The sequence below is a fragment of the Paracoccus subflavus genome (assembly GCF_004310345.1).
Lineage (GTDB): Bacteria > Pseudomonadota > Alphaproteobacteria > Rhodobacterales > Rhodobacteraceae > Paracoccus > Paracoccus subflavus.
Window position 1 is genome coordinate 22,608 of sequence record NZ_SISK01000012.1, and the last position, 13,609, is coordinate 36,216.

Consider the following 13,609-nt stretch of genomic DNA (forward strand, 5'->3'; position numbering starts at 1 on the left):
GGGGGCGGGCGATGCAATCCGACAATCCGACGGCGGCGATCCTGGTGATCGGGGACGAAATCCTGTCAGGCCGCACGCGCGAAGGGAATGCCCACCATCTGGCGCAGGTGCTGTCCGCGACCGGCTTCGACCTTCGGGAAATGCGCGTAGTGTCAGACGACCACCGCCAGATCGTGACGGCGATCCGGGCCTTGGACAGCAGCCTGGGCGGCGCCTATGACCTGCTGTTCACCAGCGGCGGGATCGGCCCCACGCACGACGACATCACCGCCGACGCCGTGGCCGATGCCCATGGCACCACGGTCGAGATTCATCCCGATGCCCGCGCCATCCTGCAAGCCCGTTGCGACCGGATGGGGTTCGAACTGACCGAGAACCGCCTGCGCATGGCCCGCATCCCCGTGGGTGCCCGGCTCATCGACAACGCCGTGTCGGCCGCGCCGGGCTTCTCGATCGGCAACACCCATGTCATGGCGGGCGTGCCCGAAGTGTTTCGCGCCATGGTCGCCTGGCTGGTGCCGCGCCTGTCCGCAGGGCGCCCCGTGCAATCCGACACCGTCGAGGTCAGGCGCGGCGAAAGCGACGTGGCCGAGGATCTCAAGGCCGTGGCAGGCGACTATCCCGACCTGTCGCTGGGCTCCTATCCCTTTCACGACGAAACCGGCTGGGGCACTAACCTTGTGGTGCGCGGCCTTGACGCTGCGCGCGTGGCCGAGGCGATGGCGGTGCTGAAGCAGCGGTTGTCGCTGTGATCGACGCGTCCTTGGCCCAGGCGTTCGAGGATACCTGGCCCGCAGCGGAATATGCCGATGCCGGGGGCTTTCGTGTGGGCCGCGGGCTGGGCGCCGGTGGACGTGTCAGTTCGGCCCGCGCGGTCGGGCCATGGGTGCCCGACGACATCGCCTTGGCGGAACGGGTTCACCGTGCCTGGGACCAGCAGCCGGTGTTTCGGGTCATGGACGACGACACCGGTCTCATCGCCGCCCTTCTGGCCGCCGGTTACCGTCGCGAGACGCCCACCGCGATCATGACCGCCCCGCTGTCAAGCCTGACCGACCGGACCATTCCGCCGATCATGACCTTTGCCGTCTGGCCGCCCCTGGCGATCCAGCGCGACATCTGGGCGGCAGGAGCTATCGAGCGCGCCAGGCAGGCGGTGATGGAGCGCGTGACCGGCCCCAAGGCCGCGATCCTGGGCCGGGTCCGGGACCGGGCGGCGGGGGCTGCCTTTGTTGCCGTTGCCGGCTGTGAGGCCATGGTTCACGCCGTCGAGGTGCTGCCGCCGTTCCGCCGGCACGGCCTTGCGGGCTGGATGATGCGGCAGGCGGCCTTTTGGGCGCAGGAACAGGGGGCCACGCGCCTGGGTCTGGCCGTCAGCCGCACAAATTCCGGTGCCCGCGCGGCCTGGGACCGTCTGGGCCTGGCCGAGGTCGCGGGCTATGCCTATTACGTCCGCGACCTATAGCGCGGCGCGAATGCTGGCGGCGATCAGCGCCGGCACCTCGGGGGCAAGGCCGATCGGATCCAGCCGGGGGCCGGTAAAGTCCGCCTGATCCAGCGCCTCGGGCAGGTCGTCCAGCACATGCTCGGCGCGAAGCGCGAACAGGGGCAGGCTGACCGCGCGTTCCAACCCCCGCGCCGCGTCGGCGATGAAGGGTTCCTGTTCCACGAAGCCGGTCACGACGCGCGCGAAATGCGGGGCGATGGTTTCGGCAAGCACATTGGTGATCGTGAAGGATGCCTGCGACCGCTGCGATCCATGCGCGGACAGCAGCAGGGTCGTGTCCCCCGGCGTCCATCCTTGGGCTGCGGCGGCGGCATGGGCCTGCGCGACGATCAGGCCGGGCAGGGCGGGATCGGTACCAAAGGGGCGCATCACCCGCGCGCGCGCCGCACCCGCTTGTGCCAGCCGCCGGGGCAGTTCCGAGCGGGTGAACCAGCCTTCGGCCATGAACATCGGATAGATCAGGCTGTCGTTCTCCGCGACGGCGGCCAGGGCGCCGGGCATGGCCAGAGTCGCGCCTGCGACCGCGCAACCCGGATCGCAGGCGGCGACGCGGGCCGCCAGATCCTCGACGGCCTGCTGCTGGGGTGCGGGGTCGCCGGGCTGGCCGTGGGATACGATGACGGCGCGCATCAGTCGCGGAAATACTGGGCAAGCGCATCGGGCATCGGAAACTCCTGCACGGCGCGGGCGCGGCCCTCGGGCGACATCTTGCGGGCGGTCTTTTCGATGATCCGGGGCACCCCCTTGTCGGCATGATCGGCCATGAAGTCGCCCAGATACCAGCGGATGAAGGTAAAGCAGATCACGTCCTCGAGCGCCTGCACCTGATCGTCGCGCTTGAGGCCCTGCTTGGTCAGCATCCTGCGGGCCTGGTCGATGTCGTCATCGCCATAACCCGCGTCCGCCATGATGCCCGCGATGCGGTCGGCATGGCGGCGCCCCTGTTCCTGGCGCCAGGCCAGATAACCCGCCCGGTCCATCGGATAGGCATCGCGCGGCAACAGCCAGCGTTCGACATGCTGGCCCCGGCAGGCGATGCGCAGCACGTCGGATGCGTCGGGAAACAGCCGTTCCTGTTCCTGGGTCATCCGCTGGCCGTACAGCAGGTTTGCGGGGGTGCCATCCTCCAGCTTCGGATCGCGGGCATTGGCGGCGTCGATGGCCTGAAAGGCCTGGTCCAGCTTGGTCGTCATGGGGCATCCTTTTCCGGGCAGTTTCACCCGCTGGCGCCCCGGCCTGCAAGCGGCTAGATGAAGGGAATGACCGGCTGGGGCGAATATATTGCGGCTTGGGCTTTGTTTCTGGGGGCGCACATGATCCCGGCGCTGCCCGGCCCGCGCGGCTGGCTGGTGGCGCGGCTGGGACGGCGGGGGTATCTGGCCGCCTTCAGCCTGCTGTCGATCGGCCTGCTGTACTGGCTGATCCTGGCAGCGGGGCGCGCGCCTGTGGTCCCCTTGTGGGACCAGCCGGGCTGGAGCCGCTGGCTGGTCAACATCGCCATGCCGACGGCGATCCTGGTTGCGGCCCTGTCCGTCGGCATGTCGGGGCTGATTGCGGCTTTTGCCCTGTGGGCGGGCGGGCACCTGGCTGCCAATGGCGACCTGGCCCATGCGCTGTTCTTCGGCGGAATGGTGATCTTTGCGCTGTCGGGCCTGCTGCGGTCAGGTCTGCCGGGGACGTTTCGGGTGACATGGAGACGGATCGCACTGGCGATGCTGATCTGGGCGGCATTTCTGCATCTTCATCCGCTGGTGATCGGCGTATCGCCCTTGCCTGCCTGACGGCAGGCGAAAGCCGGCGGGTGCTTCGTCCACCCAAAACCCCCCGGAGGATATTTGTGCCAAAGAGAAGTCAGGTCAGACGAAAGCCGTCCGGGATGGCGTCGTGGCCGTCCAGGATCAGGTCGGCCATCACCTGCGCGATCTTGGGGGCCATGCCGAAGCCGATCTTGAAGCCGCCGTTGGCAACGAAATGGCCGGGGCGGCCCGGCCAGGGACCAAGGATCGGGGCGCGGGTCCGGGCGCGCGGGCGGGCGCCCGCCCAGCGGTCGATGACCGGCGCGTCGCGCAACGGCGGGCAGACAGCGCGCGCCCTGGCGATCAGGGTGTCGATCTGGCCGTCTGGGTCCAGATGGTCATAATCGTTCTCGGAGGTCGAGCCGACCGCCACCGTTCCGTCCGCATGGGGCACGATGTGCAGCCCGTCGGCAAAAACCTGCGGCGTGTCGGGTGCGGCATGGCGCAACAGGGCGGACTGTCCCTTGACGCCCATGCCGATGGGACGGCCCAGATCGCGCGACAGATCGGCCAGTCCCGGCGTGCCGGTGGCCCAGAGGAGCGGGCCGGCAAAAATGTCGGTCGGCTGCCCTTCCAGGATCGCTCCGCCGTGGTTTCGAATGGCCGTGGCAAGGGCGGCGGCTGCGGCACGGGGTGCCAAGCGGGCGGTCAGGCCGTCGCAAAGCCACAGGCCCGAAGGGCTGTGGGGAATCAGCTTGCCCTGCGGCGCAGGCGTCAGGCGCATCGCGCAGCCGCCGGGCCAGCGATGCCGCGAGGCGGCGATGCGATCCTGCAGCCGGTCTGCGGCAGCGGCATCCGCCACGGGCTGCAACCGGCCCATCCGGCCGTAGCCCGTGGGCAGGCCCGATGCGGCCTCGACCTCTGCCCAGAAGGCCGGGGCCATCAGCAGGCTGTCCAGTTGGAAAGCCTTCTTGGAGTTCCAGTTTTCGGGCGCATGGGGCGCCAGCGCGCCCACATGGCCGCCCGACGATCCCGCGCCGATCCGCACGGCCTCGAAAAGGCGGACGGATGCGCCGCGCCGGGTCATCTCCCACCCGCAGGCCAGCCCGAAGATGCCCCCGCCCACGATCGTGACGCTTGTCAAGGCCCGTAACCTTCCCCTAGTTGCGCGCATGAGCGCGTTATCCGATCACGATCCCGCCTGCCACCCGCAGCTTGACTGGCGCGAAGGGGGCGTGCCGGTTTCCACCTGCTTTGATGATCCCTACTTCAGCCTTGCAGGCGGGCTTGCAGAAACCCGGCATGTGTTTCTGGACGGCAACGACCTGCCCGCGCGGTTGCGGCCGGGGTTTCATGTGGCCGAACTGGGGTTCGGGACCGGGCTGAACTGCCTGGCGCTGGCGCAGGTGGCCGCCGTGCCTGTCATCATGACTAGCTTCGAGGGTTGGCCGATGAGCCTGGCCCAGATGGAACGGGCCCATGCCGCCTTTCCCGAACTGGACGATCTGTCGGCGCAGCTTCGCGCGGGGTGGGGAGGCGACGTGATCCATGTCGGCCCCGTGGAACTGTGGCTGGTGATGGGCGACGTGGCACAGACCCTGCCCGGCTGGCAGGGACGGGCGGATGCCTGGTTTCTAGACGGGTTCTCGCCCGCGAAGAACCCGGGCATGTGGGACGCAGAGATCATGGGGCATGTCGGCCGCTGCACCCTGCCGGGTGGCACCTTTGCCACCTATACCGCCGCCGGGGCGGTGCGCCGTGCGTTGACGGCGGCGGGATTTGCGGTGGAACGGCAGCCCGGTTTCGGCCGCAAGCGGCACATGAGCCGTGGCGTCAGGATCTAGCGTTCGATGCGCGGGATACGGGTCGGCGCATAGACCGCCTCGGGGTGCGGGGGGTGGCCGTGGGTGCGCGCCCAGAAGCCCGGCCCGCCCAGCCGCAGAAAGCGCGGCAGCGTCAGCGCGACCCCGGCCAGAAAGCCGCCCGCATGGGCCCAGTAAGCCACGCCGCCCTGGTCGCCGGGCGTGTTGAAGCCGCCGAGGATCTGGATGGCGAACCAGATCCCCAGAACCACCCAGGCGGGCAGGGTGAAGACCTTGAAGAAGATGATGAAGATCGCCAGGATGTCGACCTTGGCGCGCGGGAACAGCAGCAGATAGCCGCCCATCACCCCCGCGATCGCGCCCGAAGCCCCGACCATGGGAATGGTCGAGAAGGGCTCGGCCGCGATCTGGGCGGCGGCGGCGACCAGGCCCGCAACAAGATAAAAGACCAGAAAGCCGAAATGGCCAAGCTGTTCCTCGAGATTGTCGCCAAAGATCCACAGGAACAGCAGGTTGCCGATGATATGCATGATCCCGCCATGCAGGAACATGTGCGTGACCAGGCCCCACAGCAACTCTCCCTGCATGATCGCCAAGGGATAGAGCGCCAGCCGCGTCCACAGCCATTCGCCCCCCTGCACCATCGGCAGGGTGGCCAGGAACAGGATCACATTGGCCAGGATCAACCCCCGCGTGACCCAGGGCGTCTGTTCGGACGGGTTATGGTCGCGGATCGGGAACACCGGCTTATGGCCCCGTGATCGGGGTCAGGACAAGACGCGCCTCGCCCTGCGGATCGACCAGGGCGGTTCCGTCGCCCATGCGCCGCGCGGCGGTGACTGCGCCGATGGCGTTGACGAACCGCGTTTCGGCCAGGGTGCGCGCGGGATCGGCGCAGGCCATGCGGGTGATGACCAGACCGCTGGCCGTCATGGCGCCGCCCTGTTCCGTCAGTTGCCCGCTGTAACGGTTGCAGGGCGCGCGGCCGGTGATGCGCCCGCCCGACCCGACCTCGAACGTCACGCCCTCGGGGGCGGGGGCGCCGTCGATGCGGATCACGGCAAAGCGGTCGCCCGGTTTCAGCATCGCCACGGACCGTTCGCCTGCATCCTGACAGGCGGCAAGCGCGGCTGCGGCAGCCAGCGCGGCAAGGGTGCGGATCATGGCGGGCCTTCCGTCCTGATGCGTTTGGCGCAGCATGGGCCGGCGCGGCGCCCGGCGCAAGGGCGGGCCTGTTCGCCGCAGGAAGGCTGCGCTAGCATCCCGCAAATCCGCCAAGGAGCGATTCCCCATGACCACCATGACCGACCGCAAGAACGCCGCGATTTCCCGGGGCGTCGGCATGACCACGCAGATCTATGCCGAGCGCGCCGAAAATGCCGAGATCTGGGACAAGGACGGAAATCGCTATATCGACTTTGCGGCGGGCATCGCGGTTGTGAATACCGGCCATCGCCACCCCCGCGTGGTCGAGGCCGTCAAGGCGCAGTTGGACCGGTTCACGCATACCTGCCATCAGGTCGTGCCCTATGAAAACTATGTCTCGCTGGCCGAGCGGCTGAATGCGCTGGTCCCCGGCGATTTCGACAAGAAAACCATCTTTGCAACCACCGGGGCCGAAGCGGTGGAAAACGCCATCAAGATCGCCCGCCATTACACCGGCCGCCCCGGCGTCGTCAGCTTTGCCGGCGGATTTCACGGGCGGACCTTCATGGGCATGGCCCTGACCGGCAAGGTCCAGCCCTACAAGGCGGGATTCGGGCCGATGATGCCCGATGTCTGGCACCTGCCGTTCCCCAACCCGCTGCATGGTGTCAGCAAGGAGGACGCGCTGAAGGCGCTGCAACAACTGTTCAAGGCCGATCTGGAACCCGCCCGCGTGGCCGCAATCATCGTGGAACCCGTGCAGGGCGAAGGCGGCTTTTACGAGGTGCCGCAGGGCTTCATGGCGGAACTGCGTGCGCTGTGCGACCATCACGGGATGCTGCTGATCGCGGATGAAGTGCAGACCGGGTTCGCCCGCACCGGCAAGCTGTTCGCGATGGAGCATCACGGCGTGGCCCCGGACCTGACCGCCATGGCCAAGGGCCTGGGCGGCGGTTTGCCGATCAGCGCCGTGACCGGCCGGGCCGAGGTGATGGACAGTCCCAACCCCGGCGGCCTGGGCGGCACCTATGCGGGCAACCCGCTGGGCGTGGCCGCCGCCCATGCCGTTCTGGACGTGATCGAGGACGAGGGGCTTTGCGACCGCGCCACCCGTCTGGGCCAGCGGCTGAAGCAGCGCCTGGCCGCCGCGCGCGACCAGATCCCGCAGATCGCCGATATCCGGGGACCCGGTTTCATGAATGCGGTCGAATTCAACCTGCCCGGCAGCGACAGTCCCAACCCCGATTTCACCAATCGCGTCCGCGAGGAGGCGTTGAAGCGCAGGTTGATCCTGCTGACCTGTGGGGTTTATGGAAACGTGATCCGCTTTCTGGCGCCGCTGACCATCCCCGACGCGGTGTTCGAGGAGGCGCTGGACATCCTGGACGAAAGCCTGCTGGCGGCGCGGGGATAGGGACAGGCCGTCGCAGTCGGCGCCCGCGACCTTGCAGCCCGCCCGGCAGGGATTACATGCACGAAGGCCGGTGGTTTCGCCTTGCCGACCGGCAGGAACATCCGTGGCCCGGTGGCCCCCGCATCATGAACTCACAAGGAACAGGCAATGGCGGAACGCAGGTGCATCGGGGTGATCCTGGGGTCGATCCGGGAAGGGCGGATCAATGACCGCGTCGCCTTTTGGACGATCCGCCAACTGGAATACCACGGTTTTGCCACGCGGGTGATCGACCCGGCCGACCCTGCCCTGCTGCCGGTGCAGATAGGCAATACGGCCGCGGTGGAACGTCTGCGCAAGCGGATGGCCAATCTGGACGGGTTCGTCATCGTGACGCCGGAATACAACCACGCCGAACCTGGCTGGCTCAAGACGCTGATCGATTCCGTGGTCGGGGAGTGGTGGGCGCGGCCCGTGGGGCTGGTGGGCTATGGCGGTATCTCGGGGGGATTGCGCGCGCTGGAGGCCCTGCGGATCATCCTGGCGGAACTGCACACCGTCACCTTGCGCGACACGGTCAGCTTTGCGTCGCCCTGGCGGCGGTTTGACGAGATGGGCCATATGACCGATCCCGACGACGCCGCGGCAGCCGAGGCTGCGATGGCGATTTTTGCGCACCGGCTGGACTGGTGGGTCGAGGCCCTGGCCCATGCCCGACACGCCCGCCCCTATCATCCCGAGGGCGAGGAAAGGATTACCTGATGACTGCGATCATTCAGATCGAAAACCTGTCCAAGCAATACGGCAGCGGCACCAAGGCGCTGAGCGATGTGTCCCTGGACATCCAGGAGGGCGAGATCATCGCCCTGCTGGGTCCGAACGGCGCGGGCAAGACCACGCTGATTTCCGTCATCTGCGGGCTGGTTGTGCCGACGGGCGGCACCGTCCGCGTCGGCGGCCATGACATCCGCACCGACTGGCGCGCCGCGCGCAAGCTGATCGGGCTGGTGCCGCAGGAGATCGCGCTGGAACCGTTCGAAAAGGTCATGAACTGCGTCCGCTTCACCCGCGGCCTGTACGGCGAAGGCCCGGACGACGCCTATATCGAACAGGTGCTGCGCAGCCTGGCCCTGTGGGACAAGCGCGACGCGGCCACGCGCGAACTGTCGGGGGGCATGAAGCGCCGCGTGCTGATCGCCAAGGCCTTGGCGCATCGTCCCAAGGTGCTGTTCCTGGACGAACCGACCGCCGGCGTGGACGTGGCGCTCCGCCGCGAGATGTGGGAGGTCGTAGACCGGCTGCGCCGCGAGGGCGTGACCATCATCCTGACCACCCATTACCTGGAAGAGGCCGAGGAAATGGCCGACCGCATCGGCGTCATCAACCACGGTCGCCTGCTCTTGGTCAGGCCAACGTCCGAATTGATGGGCGAATTCGGCAGAAAGACCCTGACCATCGAAGTGACCCAGCCTCTGGCGGCGATTCCCGACGACCTGGCAGGCCGGGGCCTGCATCTGTCGCCGGACGGCCGGTCGCTGACCTATGATTATGACACCCGGGCGGACCGCACCGGCATCGCGCGTCTTCTGGGCGATCTGGCGGGGCAGGGGATCATGGTGCGGGATGTGTCCACCCGGCAATCCAGCCTGGAAGAGGTGTTCATGACGCTTGTCAGCGAACCCCGGCAAGAGGTGACGGCATGAGCGGCATCAACTGGCCCGGCGTCAGGGCGATCTTTCACCACGAGATGACACGGTTCTTCCGCACCATTACCCAGTCGCTGTTGTCGCCGGTTGTGTCCACGGTTCTGTATTTCGTGGTTTTCGGCGCGGCCATCGGCGGGCGCATCCAGTCGGTCGAGGGGGTCGAATACGGCGCCTTCATCGTCCCTGGCCTGATGATGCTGACGATCCTGCAACAGTCGGTCAGCAACGCCAGCTTCGGGATCTATTTTCCGAAATTCAGCGGCACGATCTATGAATACCTGGTGTCCCCGGTGGGCTGGATCGAGGTGACGCTGGGCTTTGTCGGCGCCGCTGCCGCCAAGGCCGTGCTAATTGCCCTGGTGATCCTGGGAACCAGCTTCTTCTTTGTGGGGGTTCACATCCTTCACCCGGTCTGGATGCTGGGCTTTCTGGTCCTGACGGCGACGGCCTTCAGCCTGCTGGGCTTCATCATCGGGCTGTGGGCCAAAAACTTCGAGCAGTTGCAGATCGTGCCGATGATGGTCATCACGCCCCTGGTGTTTCTGGGCGGTGCCTTTTACTCGGCCGACATGCTGCCCCCTTTCTGGGAAGGCGTGGCCAAGCTGAACCCTGTGCTTTACCTCATTTCCGGGTTCCGCTGGTCGTTCTTCGGGCTTGCCGACGTGCCGGTGGGGGTGTCGCTTGTCGCGGTGGGGCTGATGATCGCCCTATGCTGTGCGGCGATCCGCTGGATCTTCGCGACCGGATGGCGGCTGCGCGAGTGAGCCCTGCCGTTGCCCCTGTCCGGGGCAGATCCGGGTCTGCGGGTCCAGCCGCACATACTCCTGTGCGCTGATCACCTGCATGTCCAGCGACCGGTTCCAGCCGGCGAACCAGCGGTCGCGGATGCCGCCGCGATAAAAGGTGCCCATGATCTCGTCCACCAGGGGCGGGATGATGCGGGTATTCGGGATGCGGGGGGCATGAAAACCGATACGCGCCTTTCCGCCAAGGCAGGCGTTGGGCAGGGTCGTCAGGATCGTGCAGGCAGACCGGCAATAGCCGCGGATGCGCACCGTCTTGCCCGACCGCGCCAATCGCTCGCGCAACTGCACCATCTGGATGACATTGCCGCCGCGATGGTTTTCGACATCGATAAAGCGACCGCGCTCGACGATGCGGGCGTGGCTTGGGGCCGGCGCCAGGGTCAAAAGCGCGGCAGCAAGCGTCAGGATGAGGCGGAATCGGGTCATGCCGCCATTCTGACGATCGGCGGGCATTCGTGAAATCACGTTCCGGCGACATCGCCCGGTCGTGGGTTCCTCTTTTCCCGCGGCGCCGAATCGCCTATCTGCGGCGGATGCACACCAACCCGCCCGATCTGCGCCCCGACCTGGCCCGCGCCCGCATCCCCGAGGAACGCCGCGAAGGCCAGCCGACCATCGGCATGGTCAGCCTCGGCTGTCCCAAGGCGCTTGTGGACAGCGAACGCATCCTGACCCGCTTGCGGGCCGAAGGCTATGCCATCAGCCCCGACTATGCGGGCGCCGATGCGGTGATCGTCAACACCTGCGGATTTCTGGACAGCGCCAAGGCGGAATCGCTGGAGGCCATCGGCGAGGCGCTGCGCGAGAACGGCAAGGTTCTGGTCACCGGCTGCCTGGGGGCCGAGCCCGACTACATCACCGGCGCGCATCCCAAGGTGCTGGCCGTGACCGGCCCGCATCAATACGAGGCCGTGCTGGACGCGGTCCATGCCGCCGTGCCGCCGCAACCCGATCCGTTCATCGACCTGCTGCCCGCATCGGGCGTCAGCCTGACGCCGCGCCACTACAGCTATCTGAAGATTTCCGAAGGCTGCAACCACCGGTGCAAGTTCTGCATCATCCCCGACATGCGCGGCCGCCTGGTCAGCCGCCCGGCCCATGCCGTGATCCGGGAGGGCGAGAAGCTGGTGGCGGCCGGGGTCAGGGAATTGCTGGTCATCAGCCAGGACACCAGTGCCTATGGCCTTGACCTGCGGCACGCGACCGACCGGGGGCACCGTGCCCACATCACCGACCTGGCGCGCGATCTGGGCAGTCTGGGGGCCTGGGTGCGGCTGCATTACGTCTATCCCTATCCGCATGTGCGCGACCTGATCCCGCTGATGGCGGAGGGGCTGGTCCTGCCCTATCTGGACATCCCCTTCCAGCACGCCCATCCCGACACCCTGCGGCGCATGGCCCGCCCGGCCGCGGCGGCGAAAACGCTGGACGAGATCGCCGCCTGGCGCGCGATCTGCCCCGAGATCACCCTGCGATCCACCTTTATCGTCGGCTATCCGGGAGAGACCGAGGCCGAGTTCCAGACCCTGCTGGACTGGCTGGACGAGGCGCAACTGGATCGCGTCGGCGCCTTTCAGTATGAGAACGTCAAGGGCGCGCGCGCCAACGACCTGCCCGATCACGTGCCTCCGGAGGTCAAGCAGGACCGCTTCGACCGCTTCATGGAAAAGGCCCAGGCGATCAGCGAGGCCAAGCTGCTGGCCAAGGTCGGAACCCGGCTGGAGGTGATCGTGGACGGCGTGGACGATCAGGGCGCCACCTGCCGGACCAAGGCCGACGCCCCCGAGATCGACGGCAACCTGTACATCGACGAGGGCTTCGAGGCCCTGACCCCCGGCGACATCGTGACGGTGACCGTGGACGAGGCCGGCGAATACGACCTGTGGGGGCGTTTGTGACGGGGGCGCGGCCACCTTTGCGAATGGCGTCGTGGCGGACAGTGCGGCGTTGCCAAACACGTGAATGGAGGCCGCGTTGAGCAATGCGTCTGACGATCTTCTGGCCACCGCAGGCGCGGTCAGGTTCGGCACCATCCTGGCCGACCCGCCGTGGCAGTTCCAGAACCGCACCGGCAAGATGGCCCCGGAACACAAGCGGCTGTCGCGCTATCCGACCATGACGCTGGACGCCAACTGCGACCTGCCGGTCGAGGCCGTCGCCGATGCCCGTGCGCATCTGTACCTGTGGGTGCCAAATGCCCTGTTGCCCGAGGGACTGAAGGTCATGGAGCACTGGGGCTTCACATACAAATCCAACCTGATCTGGTACAAGGTCCGCAAGGACGGCGGTCCCGACCGGCGCGGCGTGGGCTTTTACTTCCGCAACGTGACCGAGATCCTGCTGTTCGGCGTGCGCGGCAAGGACGTGCGCACGCTTGACCCCGGCCGCAGCCAGGAAAACATCATCGCCACCCAGAAACGCGAGCACAGCCGCAAGCCGGACGAGCAGTACGACCTGATCGAAGCCTGTTCCTGGGGCCCGCGGCTGGAAATGTTTGCCCGTGGCCCGCGCCAGAACTGGATCGTCTGGGGCAACCAGTCCGAGGACTATCAGCCCGACTGGCCGACCTATGCGAACCATTCCCAAAGCAACGTGGTCAGGCTGCGTTGAGCCTGGGGGTGGCGATGGACCCGGCAGGCCGGCCCCGCAAGCCTGGCGCGCTGTGCATCGGCGCGCAGAAGGCGGGGACAAGCTGGCTGGCACAGATGCTGGGCCAGCACCCGCAGGTCTGGATACCCCCCTTCAAGGAAGTGCAGTATTTCAACCACCTGTTCATTCCCGGACATCGCAGATGGATCGGCTGGCATTATCGCCAGAAATTTCAGGAAATCCGCGACCGTCATGCGCGCGCGGGCCGACCGGTGCCGCCGGGCCTGGACGCCTATCTGCACGATGTCACGCGCGGGAAAATGTTTCACAACCAATGGTACAAACGCGTCTTCGCGCCTGCGCCGCCCGACGCCATACCGATGGATCTGACGCCGGAATATTCGACCCTGCCGGACGAAGGCGTCGATCATGTGGCAGGCTTCCTGCCTGGGGTCAGGGTCATCTATCTGATCCGCCACCCGGTCGATCGCGCCCTTTCGCAACTGGGCATGAACCTGCACCGTGAAGGCCGCCGTCCCGCGACCTTGGCCGACTGGATGGCGGAAATCGACAACCCGGTCTTGTATGAACGCGGCGATTATGCCGCCTATCTGCCCCGCTGGCAGGCCCGTTTTCCCGATCTTCTGGTTCTGCCCTTCGGCCGGATTGCACGCGATCCGCAGGCGGTGATGGATGCGGTCGAATCCCATCTGGGTCTTGGCCCCTGGCCCTATGCCAACCTGACCGACAAGGTCTTTGCCGCGCGCCATCCTTTGTCCGTTCCGCCACAGGCCATCGCCGCACTCGAAGCCCGCATGGCCCCGCAACTGGCCTTTCTGGGTGATCACCTGGGCGCCGATTTCGCGATGGAAACGCGCTGACCTTTTCCAAGGCCCCGCTTTC

Annotated in this window: 17 protein-coding genes; 11 read left to right on the plus strand and 6 right to left on the minus strand. The window is 67.1% G+C overall.

The genetic code is table 11. The annotated features are described in order from the left end of the window. The first annotated feature begins 11 nt into the window (after positions 1 to 11). Together EYE42_RS13810 and EYE42_RS13815 are read left to right on the plus strand one after the other, a co-directional pair. Complete coding sequence (locus EYE42_RS13810) at positions 12 to 752, plus strand: competence/damage-inducible protein A (protein ID WP_130991908.1); 741 nt, start codon at positions 12 to 14, stop codon at positions 750 to 752. Continuing rightward, on the plus strand, positions 749 to 1,465 hold the full coding sequence (locus tag EYE42_RS13815; protein ID WP_130991909.1) for a GNAT family N-acetyltransferase: 717 nt from the start codon (positions 749 to 751) through the stop codon (positions 1,463 to 1,465). The genes EYE42_RS13810 and EYE42_RS13815 overlap by 4 nt, the downstream gene beginning before the upstream one ends. Here EYE42_RS13815 and EYE42_RS13820 read toward each other — a convergent pair. Both EYE42_RS13820 and EYE42_RS13825 read right to left on the minus strand, forming a co-directional pair. Further along, positions 1,460 to 2,137, minus strand: a complete 678-nt coding sequence (locus EYE42_RS13820; RefSeq protein ID WP_246020806.1) for a CbiX/SirB N-terminal domain-containing protein — start codon at positions 2,135 to 2,137, stop codon at positions 1,460 to 1,462. The genes EYE42_RS13815 and EYE42_RS13820 overlap by 6 nt on opposite strands. Further along, positions 2,137 to 2,700, minus strand: coding sequence for a DUF4202 domain-containing protein (locus EYE42_RS13825; RefSeq protein WP_130991911.1), 564 nt, complete (start codon positions 2,698 to 2,700; stop codon positions 2,137 to 2,139). The genes EYE42_RS13820 and EYE42_RS13825 overlap by 1 nt, the downstream gene beginning before the upstream one ends. Positions 2,701 to 2,757: 57 nt before the next feature. On the opposite strand from EYE42_RS13825, the gene EYE42_RS13830 reads away from it, so the two are divergent. Further along, positions 2,758 to 3,288: an NnrU family protein gene (locus EYE42_RS13830; protein WP_246020807.1), complete on the plus strand. Its 531-nt coding sequence runs from the start codon at positions 2,758 to 2,760 to the stop codon at positions 3,286 to 3,288. A 70-nt stretch (positions 3,289 to 3,358) separates the two neighbouring features. Here the strand turns inward: EYE42_RS13830 and EYE42_RS13835 are convergent, their stop codons facing one another. After that, the gene (locus EYE42_RS13835) at positions 3,359 to 4,417 is read right to left on the minus strand and encodes an NAD(P)/FAD-dependent oxidoreductase (protein ID WP_130991912.1); all 1,059 of its coding nucleotides are present in this window, start codon (positions 4,415 to 4,417) and stop codon (positions 3,359 to 3,361) included. On the opposite strand from EYE42_RS13835, the gene mnmC2 reads away from it, so the two are divergent. Then, on the plus strand, positions 4,416 to 5,087 hold the full coding sequence (mnmC2, locus tag EYE42_RS13840; RefSeq protein WP_130991913.1) for a tRNA (5-methylaminomethyl-2-thiouridine)(34)-methyltransferase MnmC2: 672 nt from the start codon (positions 4,416 to 4,418) through the stop codon (positions 5,085 to 5,087). The two genes, EYE42_RS13835 and mnmC2, sit on opposite strands and share 2 nt — an antisense overlap. Here mnmC2 and EYE42_RS13845 read toward each other — a convergent pair. Both EYE42_RS13845 and EYE42_RS13850 read right to left on the minus strand, forming a co-directional pair. Beyond that, entirely contained in the window at positions 5,084 to 5,809 is a 726-nt protein-coding gene (locus EYE42_RS13845) for a rhomboid family intramembrane serine protease (protein ID WP_130991914.1), read from the minus strand. The two genes, mnmC2 and EYE42_RS13845, sit on opposite strands and share 4 nt — an antisense overlap. A 4-nt stretch (positions 5,810 to 5,813) precedes the next feature. Next, the gene (locus EYE42_RS13850; protein WP_165455799.1) at positions 5,814 to 6,230 is read right to left on the minus strand and encodes an META domain-containing protein; all 417 of its coding nucleotides are present in this window, start codon (positions 6,228 to 6,230) and stop codon (positions 5,814 to 5,816) included. A 127-nt stretch (positions 6,231 to 6,357) separates the two neighbouring features. On the opposite strand from EYE42_RS13850, the gene EYE42_RS13855 reads away from it, so the two are divergent. The 4 genes from EYE42_RS13855 (at position 6,358) to EYE42_RS13870 (ending at position 10,075) form a co-directional block, all read left to right on the plus strand. Next, complete coding sequence (locus EYE42_RS13855) at positions 6,358 to 7,626, plus strand: 4-aminobutyrate--2-oxoglutarate transaminase (RefSeq protein ID WP_130991916.1); 1,269 nt, start codon at positions 6,358 to 6,360, stop codon at positions 7,624 to 7,626. A gap of 147 nt (positions 7,627 to 7,773) precedes the next feature. Then, complete coding sequence (locus EYE42_RS13860; RefSeq protein ID WP_130991917.1) at positions 7,774 to 8,367, plus strand: NADPH-dependent FMN reductase; 594 nt, start codon at positions 7,774 to 7,776, stop codon at positions 8,365 to 8,367. Next, complete coding sequence (locus EYE42_RS13865; protein WP_130991918.1) at positions 8,367 to 9,308, plus strand: ABC transporter ATP-binding protein; 942 nt, start codon at positions 8,367 to 8,369, stop codon at positions 9,306 to 9,308. The genes EYE42_RS13860 and EYE42_RS13865 overlap by 1 nt, the downstream gene beginning before the upstream one ends. A 5-nt stretch (positions 9,309 to 9,313) precedes the next feature. Further along, the gene (locus tag EYE42_RS13870; protein ID WP_130991955.1) at positions 9,314 to 10,075 is read left to right on the plus strand and encodes an ABC transporter permease; all 762 of its coding nucleotides are present in this window, start codon (positions 9,314 to 9,316) and stop codon (positions 10,073 to 10,075) included. Here EYE42_RS13870 and EYE42_RS13875 read toward each other — a convergent pair. Next, positions 10,019 to 10,543: a hypothetical protein gene (locus EYE42_RS13875; protein ID WP_211657953.1), complete on the minus strand. Its 525-nt coding sequence runs from the start codon at positions 10,541 to 10,543 to the stop codon at positions 10,019 to 10,021. The genes EYE42_RS13870 and EYE42_RS13875 overlap by 57 nt on opposite strands. Before the next feature lie 107 nt (positions 10,544 to 10,650). Here EYE42_RS13875 and rimO point away from each other — a divergent pair, with 107 nt between their 5' ends. The 3 genes from rimO (at position 10,651) to EYE42_RS13890 (ending at position 13,587) form a co-directional block, all read left to right on the plus strand. After that, on the plus strand, positions 10,651 to 12,015 hold the full coding sequence (rimO, locus tag EYE42_RS13880) for a 30S ribosomal protein S12 methylthiotransferase RimO (RefSeq protein WP_165455802.1): 1,365 nt from the start codon (positions 10,651 to 10,653) through the stop codon (positions 12,013 to 12,015). A gap of 64 nt (positions 12,016 to 12,079) precedes the next feature. Further along, complete coding sequence (locus EYE42_RS13885; protein WP_130991919.1) at positions 12,080 to 12,727, plus strand: MT-A70 family methyltransferase; 648 nt, start codon at positions 12,080 to 12,082, stop codon at positions 12,725 to 12,727. Continuing rightward, positions 12,724 to 13,587 carry a sulfotransferase family protein gene (locus tag EYE42_RS13890; RefSeq protein WP_246020809.1) on the plus strand — a complete coding sequence of 288 codons (864 nt, stop codon included), beginning with the start codon at positions 12,724 to 12,726 and terminating at the stop codon, positions 13,585 to 13,587. Before EYE42_RS13885 ends, EYE42_RS13890 begins: the two co-directional genes overlap by 4 nt. Positions 13,588 to 13,609 lie beyond the last annotated feature (22 nt).

Excerpts from the sequence above, each read along its gene's own strand:
- EYE42_RS13830 (WP_246020807.1), top strand. The coding sequence starts at position 2,758 with ATGAAGGGAATGACCGGCTGGGGCGAATATATTGCGGCTTGGGCTTTG.
- EYE42_RS13850 (WP_165455799.1), bottom strand. The coding sequence starts at position 6,230 with ATGATCCGCACCCTTGCCGCGCTGGCTGCCGCAGCCGCGCTTGCCGCC.
- EYE42_RS13855 (WP_130991916.1), top strand. The coding sequence starts at position 6,358 with ATGACCACCATGACCGACCGCAAGAACGCCGCGATTTCCCGGGGCGTC.
- EYE42_RS13810 (WP_130991908.1), top strand. The coding sequence starts at position 12 with ATGCAATCCGACAATCCGACGGCGGCGATCCTGGTGATCGGGGACGAA.
- EYE42_RS13835 (WP_130991912.1), bottom strand. The coding sequence starts at position 4,417 with ATGCGCGCAACTAGGGGAAGGTTACGGGCCTTGACAAGCGTCACGATC.
- EYE42_RS13865 (WP_130991918.1), top strand. The coding sequence starts at position 8,367 with ATGACTGCGATCATTCAGATCGAAAACCTGTCCAAGCAATACGGCAGC.
- EYE42_RS13860 (WP_130991917.1), top strand. The coding sequence starts at position 7,774 with ATGGCGGAACGCAGGTGCATCGGGGTGATCCTGGGGTCGATCCGGGAA.
- EYE42_RS13820 (WP_246020806.1), bottom strand. The coding sequence starts at position 2,137 with ATGCGCGCCGTCATCGTATCCCACGGCCAGCCCGGCGACCCCGCACCC.
- rimO (WP_165455802.1), top strand. The coding sequence starts at position 10,651 with ATGCACACCAACCCGCCCGATCTGCGCCCCGACCTGGCCCGCGCCCGC.
- EYE42_RS13875 (WP_211657953.1), bottom strand. The coding sequence starts at position 10,543 with ATGACCCGATTCCGCCTCATCCTGACGCTTGCTGCCGCGCTTTTGACC.
- EYE42_RS13885 (WP_130991919.1), top strand. The coding sequence starts at position 12,080 with ATGGAGGCCGCGTTGAGCAATGCGTCTGACGATCTTCTGGCCACCGCA.
- mnmC2 (WP_130991913.1), top strand. The coding sequence starts at position 4,416 with ATGAGCGCGTTATCCGATCACGATCCCGCCTGCCACCCGCAGCTTGAC.
- EYE42_RS13825 (WP_130991911.1), bottom strand. The coding sequence starts at position 2,700 with ATGACGACCAAGCTGGACCAGGCCTTTCAGGCCATCGACGCCGCCAAT.